The following is a 19,620-nucleotide window of genomic DNA, read 5'->3' on the forward strand; positions in this document are numbered from 1 at the left end:
AGGAGGACTTCGAGAGCCTCAGCCCTCCCTAAAAAGGATGCCGCTGCTATCGGGGCTAGAAAAGACGATTTTGGTTCCAAAACCTATAAAACCTTTTGTATATTTGAAATCCCAACCAAAAACCCAAATCGAAATGAAAAAAATCTTTTTTGCTTTTGTTGTACTAACACTTCAAAGTTGTCAAGTAACCGAAACGATTCATCTAAACTCTGATGAAAGTGGAAGTATTACAGTAGAACAATTTCGTGATGAACAATCGTATCAGCTCTTGGCTAGAGAAAACTATTCAAAAGAAGAAAAGTTTGAAGATACCACTTATGTCTTTCAAGATTATGCCAAAAAATATGGAGAAACCTTTGCTAAACTAACGTCATTTGAGAAATCGGTTTACGAAAAACATTTTCCAGTTGAGGTTAAGATTAAAAAAAGTTCTTATGAAAAAGAGTTTCGCACGCAACTTTCCCAGCAATTCAAAGCTATTTCTGAAGTCGCCGATTTGTATAAAACCGAAGATTATGCAGATAACATTCAAAATAATTATGCGTTAAGTGCCGAGAAACATTATTATTCGGTACATTTTACTTTTGACGGTACCCGATTCAACCGAATAGTAGCAATTACTAATCCAGAAGAACTGAAAAAACAGCAAGAGGAAATAAATGAAGCTAAAAAACGCATTTCAGTATTGCCATTGAAAGAAGTATTTGTATTACATTATTATTTCCCTAAATCGATACAATCGGTTTCCAATCCTAAGGCAGTTGTAGGTTCCGACAAGAAGTCGTTATTGCTCACTTTTTCTCTTTTGGAAGTTTTGGCAAATCCCGAAAGTACAAATTTAGAAGTGGTTTTGGAATAAGAAGTTAAAACTTCAATTCTTTAAAAGGCTGAAGCTTTGAAATGACAGGAACCCTATTGGGTCGCGAAAAGACGATTTTGTTTTGAAAACTTTGTACCTTTGGAACTCAGATATAAAAAAGTGAACGAGAAAAGATTGCTTCGTTCCTCGCAAGGACAAATGAACAAACAAATCCAATTATTCGATTTAGGGAACAAAGATTACAAAGCCACTTGGGAATACCAAGAGGAATTGTTTAAAGGCATTGTTGATTTAAAAATCCAAAATAGAAAAGAAGAAACTAGTTTGCCTACGCCTAATTACTTTCTTTTTGTGGAGCATCCGCATGTGTACACTTTAGGTAAAAGTGGCGATTTGAGTAATTTGTTACTTTCCGAAAAACAATTGGAATCCAAAGGGGCTACGTTTTACAAAATCAATCGAGGAGGGGATATTACCTACCACGGCCCAGGTCAAATTGTAGGGTATCCTATTTTGGACTTAGAAAATTTCTTTACCGACATTCATAAATACTTACGATTGCTGGAAGAAGCTATCATTTTAACTCTTGCCGAATATGGTTTGACTTGCAGTAGAAGCGAAGGAGAAACGGGGGTTTGGCTAGGTGTTGGAACTCCCTTTGCTCGAAAAATTTGTGCTATGGGTGTTCGTGCTTCTCGCTGGGTTACCATGCACGGATTTGCGTTAAATGTTAATGTAGATTTGGGATATTTTGATAATATTATTCCATGTGGTATCCGAGGCAAAGCGGTAACTTCTTTAAACGTTGAATTAGGAGTTGAAAAAGTGGATGAAGACCAAGTGAAAGCTAAAATTCTAAACCATTTTGCTCAATTGTTTGAATGTTCGATCATTAGACAATGAGATTTTTAGACTTCTTAGATTTCTCTTGAAATCTAAAGATCTAAAATTCTAATTTAAATTGCTCAGGCAATAATCTAAAACTCATGCGGTGGTATTTGGTTACTCCATATTTTCGGATAGCCTCTCGGTGTTCTTGCGTCGGATAGCCCTTATTTTGTTTCCAATTATACATAGGGAATTCTTCGTGTATTTGATTCATGTATTCGTCACGGTACGTTTTTGCTAAAACAGAGGCAGCAGCTATACTCATGAACTTCGCATCTCCTTTGACAATACAACTGTGTGGTATATCTAAAACGGGTTTAAACCGATTGCCATCTACAATTATATATTCGGGTTTTGGATCGAGTTTAAAAATACTTTCCTGCATTGCTTTAATAGATGCATTCAAAATATTGATTTCGTCAATGATTAAAGGCTCTAAATGAGTTACAGCAAATGAGATTGCTTGTTCTTCAATAATGGGTTTTAATTGTTCTCTTGATTTTTCAGATAATTGTTTGCTGTCATTCAGTATTTTATTTTCAAAATTGGAGGGTAAAATGACCGCAGCAGCAGTAACAGGTCCGGCAAGACAGCCACGACCAGCTTCATCGGTGCCAGTCTCAATGGAGTAATCAGAGAATTTTAGTAAAAGCATTTTGTTATTTTGGTAGCCAATAAAATTAATACTATAAATTCACAATCCAAAAAAATAGAGATAATAAAATTAAACACTGATTTAATCGCAATTCAATTTATTTTACCTTCAACAGTTGTTAAATTAACATTTATTTAATTAAATGTTTGTTTATTAAGAAATAATTAAGACTTTTGTTTTAACTAATTCAAAATTAATTTTACTATGAGATTAAAATTCAAGTGGATTTATACGCTTTTATTAGCGTTGTCTATGCAGTTTTCTTTTGCTCAAGAGAAAACAGTTTCAGGTGTTGTTTCTGATGGAACAGGTCCTGTTCCTGGTGCTAACGTAATCGTTAAAGGAACGAAAAATGGTGTTCAAACTGATTTTGATGGAAAATATTCTATCAAAGCTAAAACAGGAGATGTTTTAGTAGTTTCTTTTGTAGGGATGCAAGACGTATCTTTAAAAGTAGGAGCTTCTAATTCACTAAATTTTAAATTACAACAAGGTAATGCTCTTGAAGAAGTTGTGGTTACTTCTTTTGGTATCAAAAGAGACCGTAAGTCTTTAGGGTATTCAACTCCTAAAATTGATGCTGCAGAATTGACGGCGTCAAAAGCAACTAACGTTACAAACCAACTTAGCGGTAAAATAGCAGGAGTTCGTGTTTCTGGTTCTGGAGGAGCATTTACAGGTTCTAGTGTTATTATTAGAGGGTTTACAACTTTTACGGGAAGTAATCAACCTCTTTATGTTGTTGATGGTGTGCCTATTGACAATAGTGGTGGTGCAACACCCTTACAAACAGGGCCATCTCTTTCTAATAGAGCTATTGATATAAATCCTGAAGATATTGAGAGTATCGTTGTTCTGAAAGATGCTGCATCTACAGCACTTTATGGATCAAGAGGTGCTTCTGGAGTTATCTCAATCACCACTAAAAAAGGTAAAAAAGGTGAAAAATCTACTGTTACTTTTAGTTCAAGTTTAAATGTAGGAACAGTGAGTCGATTACCTGAATATCAAAATGAGTATGCACAAGGTTCTAATGGAACTCTTACTAGTACTCAAATCGGTACAGTAAATAGCCCTGGTGGATGGACAATTACTTCTTGGGGACCAAAAATTGACGGAAGAATCTATACAAATGCTTATGGTCAGTCTGAAGTATTACAGGCATATGCTAATAATATTAAAGATATTTTCAAAAAATCTACTAATACGCAAAATAACTTGAGTTACAGCGGGGGTACTGATAAATCTAATTACAGAATAGCTTTAGGAAATACAGAAGAGACTTATGTGTTAGATAATAATAAATTGATCCGTAACAATATTACTTTCTCTGGAAATAGTCAAGTTTCTGACAAGTTAAATATAGGAGCTTCGTTTACTTATACAAACACTTCTTCTGACAGAACTCTTCAAGGAAATCAATTGTCAAACCCTCTTTTTAGAGCATATTTTATCCCTAGGTCATATAACTTAACTGGATTGCCATTTGAAAATGCAATAGGTCAACAATTATATCCTGGAGGAGAAGATAATCCTTATTGGAGTATTAAAAACAACAAGTATTCGGATAAAGTAAATAGAATTTTAGCTAATTTCAATGCTAAATATAACTTTACCTCATGGTTAAATGCTGATTTTAAAATTGGTACTGATTTCTATGACTTAACTAGTAAAGGTTTTGATCAAATAGGAAATAGAGGTGGTGGATTTACAGGCTCATCAGGTAATAGTGTTGGTGGTATTGTAGATAGAGTAAGTAATGTTCATAATGTTAACTCTTACTTTACTTTAAATGCTAATAAAAAAATTAATGATTTTACTATTTCTGGAACTTTAGGAAATGAGTTCAGTAATAATTATAGTTATTCATCAAGTGTTTTTGGTTATTCATTAGTAGTACCTAGTTTTGATAATTTAAAAAATGCTTTAACTTATCAACCGAGTCAAGGTAGTACCCAAACTAAATTATTTGGTGTTTTTGCTGATGTTGCTGTTGAATATAAAAATTTCTTATCAGTTGATTTAAAAGCAAGAAATGACTGGTCTTCAACTTTAGCTCCTGCAAATAATTCTATTTTCTATCCTGCAATTTCTGGAAGTTTTGTTCTTACTGAAGCAATTCCTGCAATCAAGCTAGACGATAAAATAAATTTAATTAAATTTAGAGTAAGTGCTGGTGAAGTAGGTAAAGGAGCTCCAGCATATGGAACAGATTCTTATTATTATCAAGCTTCTGCTTCGGATGGTTTTGGTCCAGTAATTAACTTTCCATTTAATGGACAAGCTGGTTTCTCATTGGGTGATGCTGCGGGTAATGCTGCTTTAACCCCAGAATTTACCAGAGAAATCTCTTACGGAACTGAATTAGGATTTTTTAACAATAGATTGACTATTGATGCGACTATGTATAATAGAAATACTCGAAATGTAATTTTAAGTGTTCCTGTTTCTGCTGGATCTGGTGTTACCTCTGTTCTTAAAAATGCTGGTAAACTTTCTACTAAGGGTGTTGAAATATCTGTATCTGGTACGCCAATTAAAACAGCAGATTTTTCTTGGGATTTAGGTGTTAATTACACTCAATATAAATCAATGGTAGATGAATTGGCTCCTGGTGTTTCTAACATATTTTTAGGAGGTTTTACTACTCCAAATATTAGATTAGTTGCAGGTGACGAATACGGTCAAATTTACGGTAGTGCTTATCAACGAGATGCTTCAGGTAAATTATTGATTAATCCTTCTACTGGTTTACCATTAGCTACTGCTGGAATTCAAAAAATTGGTAATCCTAATCCTAAGTTTACAATGGGTATTACTAATAATATTAATTATAAAAATTTCAGCTTATATGTATTAATGGATATAAGAAAAGGTGGGGATCAATATTCTAGAAATATTGCAGATGTTCAAAGAAATGGAGTTGCAATTGAAACTGCTGAATATCCAAGGTTTAATGCAGATGGAACTGCAAACACGCCTTATTTATTTGACGGGGTCTATGCTTCAGGAGCTAGTGCAGGGCAACCAAATACTACTAAGGTAAATGCTCAAAATTATTATGGTAATTCAGGTAAATATGTTGCTGCTGAAGGATATATTTATGACACTTCTTGGTTTAGAGTAAGAGAAGTTTCGTTTTCATATAAATTGAGTTCAAAACTTTTAGAAAAAACTCCATTCAAACAATTTGAAGTAGGTGCTTTTGGTAGAAATCTTTTCTTGAGCGCACCTAATTATCCTCATTTCGATCCAGAGCAAAATGCTTTAGGTGTAAGTAATGCTCAAGGTTTAGAGTTTAACTCTTTACCAAACACTAGAACATTTGGTTTTAATCTTAAAGTAGTATTATAATAATAATTAGAAATATGAAAAATATAAAAAACACAGTCATTGCGTCACTATTATTAGCTGCTTTTTCTATGAGTAGCTGTGACTATGGCAATCTTAATCAAGATCCGGATAATATCGTAGCTGCACCAATAAATCAACAATTAACTTCGTTAACTGTAAATGTAGGTTTTTTTGCAGGTAGCGATTTAAATAGGTATTCGTCATTAATTATGCAGCAGTTTTCAGGTCAGAGTACTGGTTCGAAAAATCAAACTCAAGATTATGAATCGTATTTAATTACAGGGTCAGACCAAAATAATGTTTGGTCTAGTATTTATGCTACAATTTTAAATGATGCAGAAAATATTATCAATGCAGCTAATACTTCGAATAGTCCACATTATTCTGGTGTTGCAAAAATTTTGAAAGCATATACTTATCAAGTTGCAGTTGATACTTGGGGAAGTATACCATATTCTGAATCTCAAAAGTTAGCGGCTAACACTAAGCCAAAATATGATTCAGATCAACAGATTTATACAGAAATTGTAAATTTACTAGATCAAGGTATTGCTGAGGTAAGTGCTACTACTTCAAGCAGTTCACCTGGAACTAATAGTACAATTTTTCCAGGAACTTTTTCTACTACAAAAAATAATTGGATAAAGTTTGCTAACACATTAAAACTTAGGATTTTCTTGCATTATAGTGAAAAAGATGCAACTTTTGCTAAAAGCAAAATAGATGCTTTAATTAATGCATCTGCTCCTTTTATTGCAAGTAATGCTGATAATTTCAAAATGGATTTTGTTAGTGCAGCTGGTGCTAAAAATCCTATAGATCAATTTGAAACAGCAAGAGCTGGCTATATTGTTGCGAATGCTAAAATTGTTAACCTAATGAATACTAAAACTGACCCTAGACGTCAATTTTATTTCACTCAATATCCTGCTGGTTCTGGATTGTATGTTGGAGCTGTAGGTGGAGCTGCGTCAGCGGCAAACAATTATTCTAAATTGCATACTTATTTAAGAGGTGCGCTAAGTGGTACTGCTTATTCAGGAGCTGCACCAATTAGAATGTTAACTTTTGCAGAATACAATTTCATTAGAGCAGAAGCTGCTTTAAGATTTGCTTCTCCAGGTGATGCACAAGCTTTTTTCCAAGCAGGTATAACTGCCTCTATGCAAGATGCTGGAGTTGCTACAGCTGATATTACAGCTTACATCGCGGCTAATGGTACTTTAACTGGTACTAGTGCTCAGAAATTAGAACAAATAATTACTGAAAAGTATATTGCTAACTATGGTGTAGTTTTAGAGCCTTGGTCAGATTGGAGAAGAACAGGTTATCCTGCGATTACTCCTCCAAGTAATGCGGTTATTTCATTTGTTCCAAGATCATTATACTATCCTCAGAGTGAGATTGACTTGAACGGTGAAAATGTTACTCAAAAAGCAGGAATGAATGTAAAAGTATTTTGGGATACAAGACCATAAAACCTAGAATTTATTAGTTATTTTATAACTATATATTCTTTTATTTTAAAACAGCAGTAAGCAATAGTTTACTGCTGTTTTTTTTATCCCATTATATGAATTACCTTTGTGCTGGTTATTAGATAAATCCTATCCTATTTGCACATGAGACTGTATTTTAGTTTTCTTTTTATTTTGTCTTCGACGTTACTGTTTTCTCAAAAACAAAAAAACGTCCTAGATTTTAATACCAAATACCAAAGTGCATCTGATACTACTAAAGCTGCTAAGCCTAAAAAAATAGCTACAATAGATATGTATCGTGTAATTACTTTGGATAGGGATACTACTTACATCGATACGTCTTTGACTATTCAAAAAGAATACAGTCATAATTATTTACGAAGAGATACTTTCGGATTGTTGCCATTTCCTAATGATGGACAAACGTACAATACGTTACAATACAGTTTAACCGAATTTTCGCCCTATCCTGAATTTGGGTTTAAAGCGAAACATTTTAATTATTTAGAAGCCAATCAAATTCGGTATGCCTCAATGGCTACTCCTGTTACCGAATTGTATTTTAAATCAACGCAGCAAAGAGGTCAATCGGTTGATTCGTATTTTAGTTTAAATACCAAGCCTAATCTTAATTTTTCCATAGCATATAGAGGTTTACGTTCTGTTGGAAAGTATATCAATCAATTAGCGAGTGCTGGAAATTTTAGATTTACAGTTAGTTATAATACCAAAAACAAGCGTTATTTTACCAATGCGCATTACACACAGCAAGATATTTCAAATGAGGAAAATGGTGGAATTACAACTGTTGAGGACTTTGAAAGTGAAAATCCAGACTACAAAAATAGACAGCGATTGGAAGTGTATCTTACTAATGCTTCGTCTTTTTTGAAAGGGAGAAGAATTTTTGTAGATCATTTTTTTAGAGTAAATGGAACTCAAGGCGCAAATAATTTATACGTAAACCATCAATTTAATTACGAAAATAAATTTTTTGAATTTGCTCAAGGAACCGTTCCGTCAACTTCAAATGGAAGTGTAGTGTATCGTTTTGGGGACTCATTTAAAACCAGCGGAATTAACGATCAAACGCATTATAACAGAATGTATAATAAGTTAGGATTGACTTATGAAAATACTTCGTTAGGAAAATTTCAGTTTTTTGTAGATGATTTTAGATCGAATTATTATTACAATCAAATTTTGATTTTTGACAATAGAACAGTTTTGAATGCCTTAGCGCAAAAAATAAACAGTGCAGGAGGTCAATACGAATACCGAAAAAATAAATGGAATGGTAAGTTCTTGTACTCAAGATCGATTACGAATCAGTCTTTGTCTAATTTAGATGCAAAAATGCAATTTGATTTGGATGATGAAAATCAGTTTGTTTTTCAGTACCAAAATATCAATAAGTTGCCAAATAACAATTACAACTTATACCAAAGTAGTTATGTAGCTTATAACTGGTCCAATAATTTTAATAACGAAAAAATCAATTCGTTATCGGCTAGTGCTACAACACCTTGGGTAAATGCTTCTTTTCAGTTTTCGGTTTTAAAAGATCATTTGTTTTTTGATGATCTATCAAGTGCCACTCAAAAATTAGCTGAAACTCAAATTGTAGCTCCCTCGCAATATGCAGGAACCATTAATTATCTCTCTTTGAAAATGAGTAAAGAGTTTCAATTTGGAAAATTTGCTTTGGATAATACCATTTTATATCAGAAAGTCGGGCAAGATCAGTCTGTTTTGAATGTGCCAGAAGTAGTGACAAGAAATACCATTTATTATACTAATTACTTCTTCAAAAAAGCCTTGTATTTACAAACGGGAGTCGTATTTAATTATTTTACTAAATACTATGCGAATGATTACAATCCAGTTATTGGTGAGTTTTTTGTTCAAAGAGACAAGCAAATTGGCAACTTTCCAAACCTTGACTTTTTTGTAAATGCTAAAATTCAACGTACTCGAATCTATTTTAAAGCAGAACATTTTAACTCCTCTTTGTCAGGTAATAATTTTTATGCTTCTCCTAATAATCCATACCGTGATTTAACGATTCGCTTTGGTTTAGTCTGGAATTTCTTTGAATAAAATCGGATGCTCTTTTAGGTTGAACTGAAATAAGTAATTCTTTTTTTAGTATCTTAGTTTTTCATTTAATAGCCCCCTGAATGAAAGAAGATTTTTTACATCACCTATGGAAATTTAAAAATTTTAATACTCGTACTCTCAAATCTACCACTGGCGAGTTAATTACCATTATTCATGTTGGACAGTATTTAGAACAAGCTGGTCCTGATTTTTTTAATGCTCAAATTATCATTGGAAATCAAAAATGGGCAGGAAATGTAGAAATACATTTGAAATCATCGGATTGGTATGCACATCATCATGAAAAGGATAGTGCGTATGAAAATATCATTCTTCATGTAGTTTGGGAACATGATGTCGAAATTTACAGGAGAGATAATTCAGTTGTACCTGTGTTAGCTTTAAAAGAGTTTGTTTCATCAGAAACAATTGCAAATTACAATTCTTTGCGCTCGACAAAATCGTGGATTTATTGCGAAAAACAATTAGCTGATTTGGATGATTTTCTTTTAAGCAATTGGCAAGAACGGTTATTTTTTGAACGATTGGAGCGAAAATCAAAACCTATTTTTGAATTGCTTCATCAAACAAATTCGGATTGGGAATCGGTTTTGTTTTATTTGCTGGCAAAGAACTTTGGGTTGAATACAAATGGAGAATCTTTTTTTAAAATAGCTAGTTCGATTCCGTTCTCAATAATTCGAAAAGAAGGCTTTGAATTAGCGAATATTGAAGCGCTACTATTTGGCAATGCAGGTTTACTGGATTCAGACAAAGAAGATCAATATTTTAGTGATTTGAAGTTTCGCTATTATTATTTACTTCAAAAGTACCAGTTAGAGAAGCCAATAATAGCTCCTGTACAGTTTTTTAAGCTTCGCCCAGATAACTTTCCAACGATTCGTTTGTCTCAATTGGCAGCCTTGTATCACAGCCAACAGAATTTGTTTTCAAAAATTATACAATTAAATTCTGCTTTAGCTATCTATCAGTTCTTTGAAGTGTCGGCTAGTTCGTATTGGTCAAGTCATTATCAATTCGACAAAGAGAGTCCAAAGAAAAAGAAATTGATGTCAAAATCATTCATTGATTTACTAATCATAAATACAATTTTGCCCATACAGTTTGCTTATTCGCAAAGTTTAGGGGAAGAGAATAGTGAAGATTTAATACAGTTATTAGTTGCGATTAGTCCAGAGAAAAATTCAATAATTGATAAATTCAAATCGTTTGGTATTACCTCAAAAAATGCATTTGAAACCCAATCATTATTGCAGTTAAAAAAGGAGTATTGTAATAAAAGTAAATGTTTGGAATGTGCAATAGGAGTTGAACTGTTACAAAATAAATAAGTTGAGGAGTTGTATAAATTTGTGTAATTTTGAATTCAAATAAATTACTTATGAATCGTTTAAAATTCTTTTTAGAAAAACATGGATTTCACGTTTCTTCCCGCTTAGCAGACGCTTTGGGAATGCGTGCGAGTAGTGTGCGATTGTTTTTTATTTATTTGTCTTTTGTGACTGTGGGATTATGGTTTGCGGTCTATTTGATATTAGCTTTTTGGATTCGTTTGAAAGATTTAATACGTGCCAAACGCAGTTCGGTATTTGATTTGTAAAGTATGGGTATAAAAAAAGGAGCTGTTAAGCTCCTTTTTTGTGGTTATTTACAGTTATTCACCGTGGTTTAAAACACTATGTTTTTTTCCGTATGAAAAATACAATACAATACCAATTGCCATCCAAACGAATAGTCGCAACCAGTTAGTCCATCCTAGACCGTACATCATAGCAATACAAACTGCTACTCCTAATAAAGGAACTAATGGTACAAAAGGAGTTTTAAATTCACGAACCATATTAGGCTCTTTAACTCTTAATATAATTACAGATATACAAACTAATACGAAGGCAAATAAAGTTCCAATACTAGTCATATCCCCTACAATATCTCCAGGTACAAAAGCGGCAAAAGCACCAACGATGATTAAAATAGCAATATTAGCTTTGTAAGGAGTTTTGTATTTTGAATGCAAATCACTGAATGCTTTTGGTAACAAACCATCTTTACCCATAGCGTAGAATACACGAGATTGTCCTAGTAACATTACTAAAATAACAGATGAGAATCCTGCTAAAATAGCTACGGTTACTAATTGCCCTAACCACTCGTATCCAATCATATATTTATTAATTGCAAAAGCTACTGAAGCTTCTTTACCACCAGTTCTAAAGTCTTCTACAGTTGCTACTCCTGTTAAAACGTGAGCAAAAAGAATATACATAAGGGTACATATTGCCAATGAACCTAAAATACCAATTGGCATTGCTTTCTTAGGATTTTTAGTTTCTTGAGCAGCAGTACTTACTGCATCAAATCCAATGAAGGCAAAGAAAACGGTTCCTGCGGCTCCTAATATTCCTAAAACTCCTCCGTAATTATGTTCGATACCATGTTCGTCTGTGAAAATTGAACTTTCTGGAATATAAGGAGTATGGTTAACTGGATTGATGAAATTCCATCCAATTACTATGATAAGAATCACGATAGCAACTTTTACAATCACAATGATTCCGTTTACAAAAGCTGATTCTTGAATTCCTTTAATCAATAGTAAACTAATAATCCCTACAATAAATAAAGCAGGTAGATTAATAATACCACTTACTCCTTCTGCTGATGTTTGGAATGGAGAATGCGAGAATTCATACGGTATGGGGCTAATATGGAAGACATTCACAAGTAAATTGTTTAAATATTCACTCCAAGCAATTCCAACAGTTGCGGCACCCACCGCATATTCTAATATTAAATCCCAGCCAATTATCCAGGCTAAAAATTCACCCATTGTGGCATAAGTATAGGTGTAAGCACTTCCAGAAATTGGAATTGAAGATGAAAGTTCTGCATAACAAAGTCCAGCTAAAGCACATCCTATAGCGGCAACAATAAAAGCAATTGTTACTGAAGGTCCTGCACTTTGAGCAGCTGCTGTAGCCGTTCTAACAAATAGTCCAGCTCCAATAATAGCTCCAATTCCAAGAGCAATTAATGACCATGCGGTTAGCGTTCTTTTTAATCCTTTCTCAGAATCAGCGGCTTCGGCCAAAAGTTGTGCTAATGGTTTTCTTTTCCAAATTGACATATTTATGATGTTTATTGTTATTAAGTTCCAAATGTATTGTTTTTTATAAAAAATAAAAACAATAAATGCTTTTAAAGTTATAAAAAGTAAATTATAATTTGAGAGTACGTACTTATACCAATATTTTTTTAAGGTTTATGGTGGGAGCTAGATTTTTTTATTATTTTTAAATACCAAATCTAAATTGTCCCAACTTATGAATTTCAAATTAATTACGTCCTATTTTAATTTTTCTAAGCCCCAACGATTAGGTCTTTTAGTGTTATTGGTCTTGATCGTCGTTTTACAAGTGTTTTATTTTGTTGTCGACTTTAGTTTGCCAATAAAAGAAAATCCTGAAAAAGAGAAATGGCTTGCTGTACAATCAGAAATTGATTCAATAAAAGGAGAAGTATTAAACCGAAGCCAAAAAATATACCCGTTCAATCCTAATTTTATTTCAGATTACAAAGGGTATAAATTAGGGATGTCTATTCAAGAAATTGATCGTTTGTTCGCTTTTAGAAAACACAACAAATATGTTAATTCTGCTGAAGAGTTTCAAAAGGTTACAGGAGTTTCAGATTCTTTGTTGAAGAGAATCAGTCCGCTTTTTAAATTTCCAGATTGGATAAATCAAAAACAAACCTCCCAATCGTTTCCAAATACAAATTATCCTGTTTTTGCTAAAAAAGAAAAAATAGTAGTATTGGATATTAATAAAGCTACAGTAGAAGATTTAGTCAAAGTATATGGAGTAGGTGAAGTGACAGCTCAACGAATATTGAGTTATAAAGATAGTTTTGGAGGTTTTGTAACGATGGAGCAGTTAAGTGAGATATGGGGACTTTCACCTGAAGTGGTGAATAATTTGAAATCTTATTTTAAAGTAGAATCGTTTTCGGGGATAAAGAAAGTAGCTATAAATGAGGCTTCAATCAAAGAATTAGCTCAATTTCCGTATTTTAAATATGCATTGGCAAAACAAATAGTAATCTATAGAAGTATGAACGGGACTATCAATAGTATTGATGATTTGATAAAAATTAAATATTTTCCTGTTGATAAAGCAAAAATAATTGGTTTATATTTGGACTTTTAATCAGAATGATACATTATGAACTTCGACTATAACGAAACCCAATCGCTCATCGCGCAATCTATACGAGATTTTGCAGAACAAAATATTCGACCACATATTATGGAGTGGGATGAAGCGCAAGTTTTTCCAGTTCCTTTATTTAAAAAATTAGGAGAAATGGGCTTTATGGGGATTTTAGTTCCTCAAGAATTGGGTGGTTCAGGTTTGGGGTATCACGAGTATATCACAATAGTAGAAGAGATTTCAAAAGTGGATCCTTCTATTGGTCTATCAGTTGCAGCTCACAATTCGTTATGCACCAATCATATTTTGACTTTTGGAAACGAAGAGCAAAAAAAGAAATGGATTCCGAAGTTGGCTTCTGGAGAACATATTGGGGCTTGGGGTTTAACCGAACACAATACAGGCTCAGATGCTGGTGGGATGAATACTACTGCGGTTCGTGATGGAGACGATTGGATTATTAACGGGTCTAAAAATTTTATTACGCACGCAGTATCAGCACAAATTGCAGTTGTTGTAGTTCGTACAGGTGAAAAAGGAGATTCAAAAGGAATAACTGCTTTTGTGGTTGAAAAAGGAACTCCTGGATTTAGTTCAGGAAAAAAAGAAAATAAATTAGGAATGCGTGCCAGTGAAACGGCAGAGCTGATTTTTGATAATTGCAGAGTTCCAGATGCGAATCGTTTGGGAGAAGTGGGACAAGGATTTATTCAGTCCATGAAAATCTTAGATGGTGGTAGAATTTCTATTGGGGCTTTAGCTTTAGGAATAGCCAAAGGGGCTTATGAAGCTTCATTGAAATATTCGAAAGAAAGACATCAGTTTGGTAAAGCAATTTCTGAATTTCAAGGTATTTCATTTAAGTTAGCGGATATGGCTACGGAAATTGAAGCGGCAGAATTGCTCTTGCATAAAGCGGCTTTCTTGAAAGAACAACATCGTCCGGTGACTACACTAGGCGCTATGGGCAAAATGTATGCTTCTGAAATGTGTGTAAGGGTAGCAACTGATGCTATTCAAATTCACGGAGGGTATGGGTATACTAAAGATTATCCTGTGGAGAAATTTTACCGAGATGCTAAATTATGTACTATCGGAGAAGGAACTACTGAGATTCAAAAAGTGGTTATCTCAAGAAATATATTGAAAGACTAGTCGAGAGAATTTAAGTATTAAAAAGAAGCGCCGAGGAATTTTTATTTTTCGGCGCTTCTTTTTGCGTGAAGGATAAGTAGTGAAAAGCCCGGAATGTAATGAGGACTTGAAGCGAATAGCCTGACGGCGAATGGGAGTATGTTTCTGGGAAGTTCGCCGGCACGCCAAAAAAAATATTTTAAAAAATACGTTTGTTATTCAAAATAAAAATATACTTTTGCAGCCTTAACGAGAGGAGGTGTCTATATTATGTTAATTATACCAATTAAAGACGGAGAAAATATCGATAGAGCATTAAAGCGCTATAAAAGAAAATTTGATAAAACAGGAACTGTTCGTCAGTTACGTGCGCGTCAAGCTTTCATTAAGCCATCTGTAACCAATAGAATGAAGTTCCAGAAAGCGGCTTACATCCAAAACATGAGAGATAATTTAGAAAGTTAATATCTAAATTTATTGAAATACTAACCGTTAGTCATTGAAATTATATAATTTTGATGCTAACGGTTTTTTTTATGAAGAATAATAAAGAGGCATTTCGAGATTATTTGCAGTTGGAGAAAAAATATTCTCCGCATACTGTATTGGCCTATTGGAATGATATTGCTTCTTTCGAGTCTTTTAATGCAATTCATTTTGAACAAGAAAACATCGACCAGGTTAATTATAGTCAAATTAGGAGTTGGATAGTTTCGTTAGTTGATGCAAACGTGTCTAATGTTTCGGTAAATCGAAAAATAGCGTCTTTAAAAGCCTATTATAAATTTCTTCTTAAAACGAAACAGATTGATTCAAGTCCGCTCTTAAAACACAAGGCGCTAAAAACGCCAAAAAAAATCCAAATTCCATTTTCAGAAAAAGAAGTTGATGCGGTATTGGTGCATTTGCAAAACTCTACGGGTTTTGAAGCTGTCCGAGACAAATTGATTATTGACTTATTCTATACTACAGGGATGCGAAGAACAGAATTGATTCATTTAAAAGTGTCAAATGTTAATTTTGCATCTCGCACCATTAAAGTTTTAGGGAAAAGAAATAAGGAACGAATTATTCCTATATTACCTGTAATTAGTTCTCAATTTGAGAGTTATCTTTTAGAACGGTCTAAATTAGAAAACCAAATAGATGTAGATTATTTTTTTCTTACCACAAAAGGGTTAAAAATAAATGAATCTTTTGTGTATCGATTAATAAATTCTTACTTTAGTACTGTCTCCGAAAAAGTAAAAAAGAGTCCGCATATATTACGTCATACGTTTGCCACTCATTTATTGAATAACGGAGCCGATTTGAATTCAGTCAAAGAATTATTAGGACATTCTAGTTTAGCATCGACACAAGTATATACTCACAATAGTTTGTCTGAACTGAAAAAAGTATATAAAGACGCACATCCTAGAAATCAGAAGTAGTTCTAAATGTTTAATTATTAATTAATTTGATTATGAAGGTAAGTGTTCATGCCGTTAACTTTGCAGTTGACAGAAAACTAGTTGATTTTATTCAGGAAAAAATGGATAAATTAGAAAAGTATTATGACAAAGTAGTGTCGTCAGATGTTTTTTTAAAGGTGGAGAAAACTAGTGATAAGGAAAATAAATTGGTTGAGATAAAAATAAATGTGCCGGGAGATGATTTTGTAGTCAAAAAACAATGTAAAACATTTGAAGAGGCAGTTGATTTAGCAACAGAATCTTTAGAACGTTTATTAGTAAAAAGAAAAGAAAAAATCAGAACATCGGTTTAAATTGAAATTTTTTTAAAAAAATGTTTTGAAAGAGAGATAAAATCTATACATTTGCAGTCCGTTAGAAATAGCGGACTTTTTTTATTGAAATTGCCAGCGTAGCTCAGTTGGCTAGAGCAGCTGATTTGTAATCAGCAGGTCGTGGGTTCGAGTCCCTCCGCCGGCTCAAAGTCGGAAGATTTCAAAAAAATAAAGAAAGTTTGGGGAGATACTCAAGCGGCCAACGAGGGCAGACTGTAAATCTGCTGTGTGAACTTCGCAGGTTCGAATCCTGCTCTCCCCACAAAATTTTCAGAAATGAAATTTTAATAAAGCTTGCTTTGATGAAAATTTTGTTTTGAAAATTTAGTAAGGGTTCACCCTTACGGATCGCGAGCTTGCTTGCAATCCTCGATGCCTAATGATGAGAGTTGTAGTTCTTGTTTTTTAGGTCGCCGGTGAAAACTTTACAATCCTTGCCGGTGTAGCTCAGGGGTAGAGTGCTTCCTTGGTAAGGAAGAGGTCACGGGTTCAATTCCCGTCATTGGCTCAAAATAGAATATTTGAACACTAATAAATATATAACTAAGATTAAAAATTAAGTAAAATGGCAAAAGAAACCTTTAACCGTTCGAAACCACACTTAAATATTGGTACGATCGGACACGTGGATCACGGTAAAACAACTTTAACAGCAGCAATCACGAAAGTATTATCTGATGCTGGTTACTGTCAAGCAAAATCATTTGATCAAATTGATAATGCTCCAGAAGAAAAAGAAAGAGGTATTACAATTAATACTTCACACGTAGAGTATGAAACTGCTAACCGTCACTACGCACACGTTGACTGTCCTGGTCACGCGGATTACGTAAAAAACATGGTTACTGGTGCTGCTCAAATGGATGGTGCTATCTTAGTAGTTGCTGCTACTGATGGTCCAATGCCACAAACACGTGAGCACATCCTTTTAGGACGTCAAGTAGGTATTCCTAGAATCGTTGTATTCATGAACAAAGTGGATATGGTTGATGATGCGGAATTATTAGAATTAGTAGAAATGGAAATTAGAGATTTATTATCTTTCTACGAATATGATGGAGATAATGGTCCTGTTGTTCAAGGTTCTGCTTTAGGTGGATTGAACAATGATCCAAACTGGGTTCCTAAAATCATTGAATTGATGGAAGCTGTTGATGCTTGGATTGAAGAGCCAATTCGTGATACTGAAAAACCATTCTTGATGCCGGTTGAAGATGTATTTACAATTACAGGTCGTGGAACTGTTGCTACAGGTCGTATCGAAACTGGAGTTTGTAATACTGGAGATCCAGTTGAAATCATCGGTATGGGTGCTGAAAAATTAACTTCTACTATTACAGGTATCGAAATGTTCCGTCAAATCCTTGATAGAGGTGAGGCTGGAGATAACGCAGGTATCTTGTTAAGAGGTGTTGCTAAAGAAGATATCAAAAGAGGTATGGTTATTGTAAAACCAGGATCTGTAAAACCACACGCTCATTTCAAAGCTGAGGTGTATATCTTGAAAAAAGAAGAAGGTGGTCGTCACACACCATTTCACAATAACTACCGTCCACAATTCTATGTTCGTACAACAGACGTAACAGGTGTAATTACTTTGCCTGCTGGTGTAGAAATGGTGATGCCAGGAGATAACTTAACTATCGAAGTTAATTTGTTGAGCGAAATCGCTATGAATGTAGGTTTACGTTTCGCTATCCGTGAGGGTGGTAGAACTGTAGGTGCTGGTCAGGTAACTGAAATTCTATAGTACTATTTAAGTATAAAAATAAAAAGCCAGTAATGGAAACATTACTGGCTTTTATTAACAAACGGGCGTAGTTCAAGGGTAGAATAGCGGTCTCCAAAACCGTTGATGGGGGTTCGAATCCCTCCGCCCGTGCAAAATATATATCATAATGACAAAAGTTGTTAATTACATATCGGAAGCATTTGAAGAGTTAAAATCAAATGTAACTTGGCCAGCTTGGTCTGAAGTACAACGTCTAACAATTGTTGTTGCTGTTTTTTCAGTAGTATTCGCCTTGGCAACTTGGGGAGTAGATGAAGTTTTTGCGAAAGCATTAGCTGGATTTTTTAACTGGTTAAAAGCGTAATTTTTTTGTGATGACAGATAATAATATTAAGAAATGGTATGTCGTTCGTGCAGTAAGCGGTCAAGAGAATAAGGTTAAAGCTTATATCGAGACTGAAATTGCTCGTTTGGGTATGGGAGATTATGTTTCTCAGGTACTAGTTCCAACAGAAAAAATTGTTACCGTTAAAGATGGTAAAAAAATAGCTAAGGATAAAGTGTATTTTCCTGGCTACGTTATGATTGAAGCTAACTTAGTTGGTGAGATTCCTCATATTATTAAGTCTATCACTAGTGTTATTGGATTTTTAGGTGAAACTAAAAATGGGGAACCAGTTCCTTTACGAGTAGCAGAAGTAAATAGAATGTTAGGTAAAGTAGATGAGTTAGCTGTTACTACAGATACTCAAGCGATACCATTCAACTTAGGAGAAACAGTTAAGGTTATTGATGGACCTTTCAACGGTTTCAACGGTACGGTTGAAAAAATAAATGAAGAAAAGCGTAAACTTGAAGTAATGGTGAAAATTTTCGGAAGAAAAACACCATTAGAATTGAGTTTTATGCAAGTTGAAAAAGTATAATTTTTGTTACATCTATAATAATCATTACAATTGCTTCCAATGATTGTAATGTTAAATTTTTTAAAAAATGGCTAAAGAAATTAGTAAGGTAGTTAAACTACAAGTTAAGGGAGGTGCTGCGAATCCGTCGCCACCGGTTGGACCTGCTTTAGGAGCTGCTGGGGTAAACATCATGGAGTTCTGTAAGCAATTTAATGCTAGAACTCAAGATAAACCTGGCAAAATTTGTCCAGTGCAAATCACTGTGTACAAAGACAAATCATTTGATTTTGTCGTTAAGACTCCTCCAGCAGCAGTTCAGTTATTGGAAGCTGCAAAGCTAAAATCTGGTTCTGGTGAGCCTAATCGTAAAAAAGTAGCTAGTGTTACTTGGGAACAAATTAGAGCAATTGCTGAAGACAAGATGCCTGACTTAAATGCATTCACAATCGAGTCTGCAATGAGTATGGTTGCTGGAACAGCTAGATCTATGGGTATAACTGTATCAGGAGAAGCTCCTTTTTAATTAA

Annotated in this window: 18 protein-coding genes and 4 tRNA genes; 20 read left to right on the plus strand and 2 right to left on the minus strand. The window is 33.9% G+C overall.

The features are described 5' to 3' along the window. The first annotated feature begins 133 nt into the window (after nucleotides 1-133). Nucleotides 134-859 (plus strand): hypothetical protein, encoded by a 726-nt coding sequence (locus RMR09_RS05310; RefSeq protein ID WP_310594770.1) that lies wholly within the window; start codon nucleotides 134-136, stop codon nucleotides 857-859. A 159-nt stretch (nucleotides 860-1,018) separates the two neighbouring features. Further along, complete coding sequence (gene lipB, locus RMR09_RS05315) at nucleotides 1,019-1,723, plus strand: lipoyl(octanoyl) transferase LipB (protein WP_310595129.1); 705 nt, start codon at nucleotides 1,019-1,021, stop codon at nucleotides 1,721-1,723. 40 nt (nucleotides 1,724-1,763) lie between these two features. On the opposite strand, the gene RMR09_RS05320 is transcribed toward lipB, so the two are convergent. Next, entirely contained in the window at nucleotides 1,764-2,363 is a 600-nt protein-coding gene (locus tag RMR09_RS05320; RefSeq protein ID WP_310594771.1) for a ribonuclease HII, read from the minus strand. 204 nt (nucleotides 2,364-2,567) lie between these two features. Between RMR09_RS05320 and RMR09_RS05325 the strand changes: the two genes are divergently transcribed. From RMR09_RS05325 to RMR09_RS05345, 5 genes are all read left to right on the plus strand, one after another. After that, a complete protein-coding gene (locus RMR09_RS05325) occupies nucleotides 2,568-5,717 on the plus strand; it encodes a SusC/RagA family TonB-linked outer membrane protein (protein WP_310594772.1) in 3,150 nt (1,049 codons plus the stop codon). A gap of 14 nt (nucleotides 5,718-5,731) precedes the next feature. Next, nucleotides 5,732-7,195, plus strand: a complete 1,464-nt coding sequence (locus RMR09_RS05330; RefSeq protein WP_310594773.1) for a SusD/RagB family nutrient-binding outer membrane lipoprotein — start codon at nucleotides 5,732-5,734, stop codon at nucleotides 7,193-7,195. A gap of 144 nt (nucleotides 7,196-7,339) precedes the next feature. Next, a complete protein-coding gene (locus tag RMR09_RS05335) occupies nucleotides 7,340-9,298 on the plus strand; it encodes a putative porin (protein ID WP_310594774.1) in 1,959 nt (652 codons plus the stop codon). 80 nt (nucleotides 9,299-9,378) lie between these two features. Continuing rightward, complete coding sequence (locus RMR09_RS05340; RefSeq protein ID WP_310594775.1) at nucleotides 9,379-10,650, plus strand: DUF2851 family protein; 1,272 nt, start codon at nucleotides 9,379-9,381, stop codon at nucleotides 10,648-10,650. A gap of 50 nt (nucleotides 10,651-10,700) precedes the next feature. Then, complete coding sequence (locus RMR09_RS05345) at nucleotides 10,701-10,919, plus strand: PspC domain-containing protein (protein ID WP_310594776.1); 219 nt, start codon at nucleotides 10,701-10,703, stop codon at nucleotides 10,917-10,919. Nucleotides 10,920-10,973: 54 nt separating this feature from the next. Here the strand turns inward: RMR09_RS05345 and RMR09_RS05350 are convergent, their stop codons facing one another. Beyond that, complete coding sequence (locus RMR09_RS05350) at nucleotides 10,974-12,446, minus strand: amino acid permease (RefSeq protein WP_310594777.1); 1,473 nt, start codon at nucleotides 12,444-12,446, stop codon at nucleotides 10,974-10,976. Between the two features lie 196 nt (nucleotides 12,447-12,642). Between RMR09_RS05350 and RMR09_RS05355 the strand changes: the two genes are divergently transcribed. From RMR09_RS05355 to rplK, 13 genes are all read left to right on the plus strand, one after another. Next, nucleotides 12,643-13,527 carry a helix-hairpin-helix domain-containing protein gene (locus RMR09_RS05355; protein WP_310594778.1) on the plus strand — a complete coding sequence of 295 codons (885 nt, stop codon included), beginning with the start codon at nucleotides 12,643-12,645 and terminating at the stop codon, nucleotides 13,525-13,527. Between the two features lie 15 nt (nucleotides 13,528-13,542). Next, nucleotides 13,543-14,685 carry an acyl-CoA dehydrogenase family protein gene (locus RMR09_RS05360; RefSeq protein WP_310594779.1) on the plus strand — a complete coding sequence of 381 codons (1,143 nt, stop codon included), beginning with the start codon at nucleotides 13,543-13,545 and terminating at the stop codon, nucleotides 14,683-14,685. Between the two features lie 249 nt (nucleotides 14,686-14,934). Beyond that, on the plus strand, nucleotides 14,935-15,129 hold the full coding sequence (gene rpsU / locus RMR09_RS05365) for a 30S ribosomal protein S21 (protein ID WP_229317267.1): 195 nt from the start codon (nucleotides 14,935-14,937) through the stop codon (nucleotides 15,127-15,129). Nucleotides 15,130-15,200: 71 nt separating this feature from the next. Further along, nucleotides 15,201-16,097, plus strand: a complete 897-nt coding sequence (locus RMR09_RS05370) for a tyrosine-type recombinase/integrase (protein ID WP_310594780.1) — start codon at nucleotides 15,201-15,203, stop codon at nucleotides 16,095-16,097. Between the two features lie 32 nt (nucleotides 16,098-16,129). Beyond that, nucleotides 16,130-16,432 carry a ribosome hibernation-promoting factor, HPF/YfiA family gene (gene hpf, locus RMR09_RS05375; protein WP_310594781.1) on the plus strand — a complete coding sequence of 101 codons (303 nt, stop codon included), beginning with the start codon at nucleotides 16,130-16,132 and terminating at the stop codon, nucleotides 16,430-16,432. A gap of 92 nt (nucleotides 16,433-16,524) precedes the next feature. Then, a tRNA-Thr gene (locus RMR09_RS05380) sits at nucleotides 16,525-16,598 on the plus strand. A 36-nt stretch (nucleotides 16,599-16,634) separates the two neighbouring features. Beyond that, nucleotides 16,635-16,715, plus strand: a tRNA-Tyr gene (locus RMR09_RS05385). Nucleotides 16,716-16,889: 174 nt separating this feature from the next. After that, nucleotides 16,890-16,961: transfer RNA gene (locus tag RMR09_RS05390), tRNA-Thr, on the plus strand. Nucleotides 16,962-17,018: 57 nt separating this feature from the next. Continuing rightward, nucleotides 17,019-18,203: an elongation factor Tu gene (tuf, locus tag RMR09_RS05395; protein WP_310594782.1), complete on the plus strand. Its 1,185-nt coding sequence runs from the start codon at nucleotides 17,019-17,021 to the stop codon at nucleotides 18,201-18,203. A 61-nt stretch (nucleotides 18,204-18,264) separates the two neighbouring features. Continuing rightward, nucleotides 18,265-18,335: transfer RNA gene (locus tag RMR09_RS05400), tRNA-Trp, on the plus strand. Between the two features lie 16 nt (nucleotides 18,336-18,351). Next, entirely contained in the window at nucleotides 18,352-18,549 is a 198-nt protein-coding gene (gene secE / locus RMR09_RS05405) for a preprotein translocase subunit SecE (RefSeq protein WP_229317259.1), read from the plus strand. A 10-nt stretch (nucleotides 18,550-18,559) separates the two neighbouring features. Continuing rightward, nucleotides 18,560-19,111 (plus strand): transcription termination/antitermination protein NusG, encoded by a 552-nt coding sequence (gene nusG / locus RMR09_RS05410; protein WP_310594783.1) that lies wholly within the window; start codon nucleotides 18,560-18,562, stop codon nucleotides 19,109-19,111. A 67-nt stretch (nucleotides 19,112-19,178) separates the two neighbouring features. Further along, nucleotides 19,179-19,616 carry a 50S ribosomal protein L11 gene (rplK, locus tag RMR09_RS05415; RefSeq protein ID WP_310594784.1) on the plus strand — a complete coding sequence of 146 codons (438 nt, stop codon included), beginning with the start codon at nucleotides 19,179-19,181 and terminating at the stop codon, nucleotides 19,614-19,616. Nucleotides 19,617-19,620 lie beyond the last annotated feature (4 nt).

It is taken from the genome of Flavobacterium sp. (genome assembly GCF_031537875.1).
In the GTDB taxonomy this organism is placed as follows: Bacteria; Bacteroidota; Bacteroidia; order Flavobacteriales; family Flavobacteriaceae; genus Flavobacterium.

Bases quoted from the DNA above. Each gene is read 5' to 3' on its own strand.
- RMR09_RS05310 (WP_310594770.1), top strand. From the start codon at position 134: ATGAAAAAAATCTTTTTTGCTTTTGTTGTACTAACACTTCAAAGTTGT.
- lipB (WP_310595129.1), top strand. From the start codon at position 1,019: ATGAACAAACAAATCCAATTATTCGATTTAGGGAACAAAGATTACAAA.
- RMR09_RS05320 (WP_310594771.1), bottom strand. From the start codon at position 2,363: ATGCTTTTACTAAAATTCTCTGATTACTCCATTGAGACTGGCACCGAT.
- RMR09_RS05325 (WP_310594772.1), top strand. From the start codon at position 2,568: ATGAGATTAAAATTCAAGTGGATTTATACGCTTTTATTAGCGTTGTCT.
- RMR09_RS05330 (WP_310594773.1), top strand. From the start codon at position 5,732: ATGAAAAATATAAAAAACACAGTCATTGCGTCACTATTATTAGCTGCT.
- RMR09_RS05335 (WP_310594774.1), top strand. From the start codon at position 7,340: ATGAGACTGTATTTTAGTTTTCTTTTTATTTTGTCTTCGACGTTACTG.
- RMR09_RS05340 (WP_310594775.1), top strand. From the start codon at position 9,379: ATGAAAGAAGATTTTTTACATCACCTATGGAAATTTAAAAATTTTAAT.
- RMR09_RS05345 (WP_310594776.1), top strand. From the start codon at position 10,701: ATGAATCGTTTAAAATTCTTTTTAGAAAAACATGGATTTCACGTTTCT.
- RMR09_RS05350 (WP_310594777.1), bottom strand. From the start codon at position 12,446: ATGTCAATTTGGAAAAGAAAACCATTAGCACAACTTTTGGCCGAAGCC.
- RMR09_RS05355 (WP_310594778.1), top strand. From the start codon at position 12,643: ATGAATTTCAAATTAATTACGTCCTATTTTAATTTTTCTAAGCCCCAA.
- RMR09_RS05360 (WP_310594779.1), top strand. From the start codon at position 13,543: ATGAACTTCGACTATAACGAAACCCAATCGCTCATCGCGCAATCTATA.
- rpsU (WP_229317267.1), top strand. From the start codon at position 14,935: ATGTTAATTATACCAATTAAAGACGGAGAAAATATCGATAGAGCATTA.
- RMR09_RS05370 (WP_310594780.1), top strand. From the start codon at position 15,201: ATGAAGAATAATAAAGAGGCATTTCGAGATTATTTGCAGTTGGAGAAA.
- hpf (WP_310594781.1), top strand. From the start codon at position 16,130: ATGAAGGTAAGTGTTCATGCCGTTAACTTTGCAGTTGACAGAAAACTA.
- tuf (WP_310594782.1), top strand. From the start codon at position 17,019: ATGGCAAAAGAAACCTTTAACCGTTCGAAACCACACTTAAATATTGGT.
- secE (WP_229317259.1), top strand. From the start codon at position 18,352: ATGACAAAAGTTGTTAATTACATATCGGAAGCATTTGAAGAGTTAAAA.
- nusG (WP_310594783.1), top strand. From the start codon at position 18,560: ATGACAGATAATAATATTAAGAAATGGTATGTCGTTCGTGCAGTAAGC.
- rplK (WP_310594784.1), top strand. From the start codon at position 19,179: ATGGCTAAAGAAATTAGTAAGGTAGTTAAACTACAAGTTAAGGGAGGT.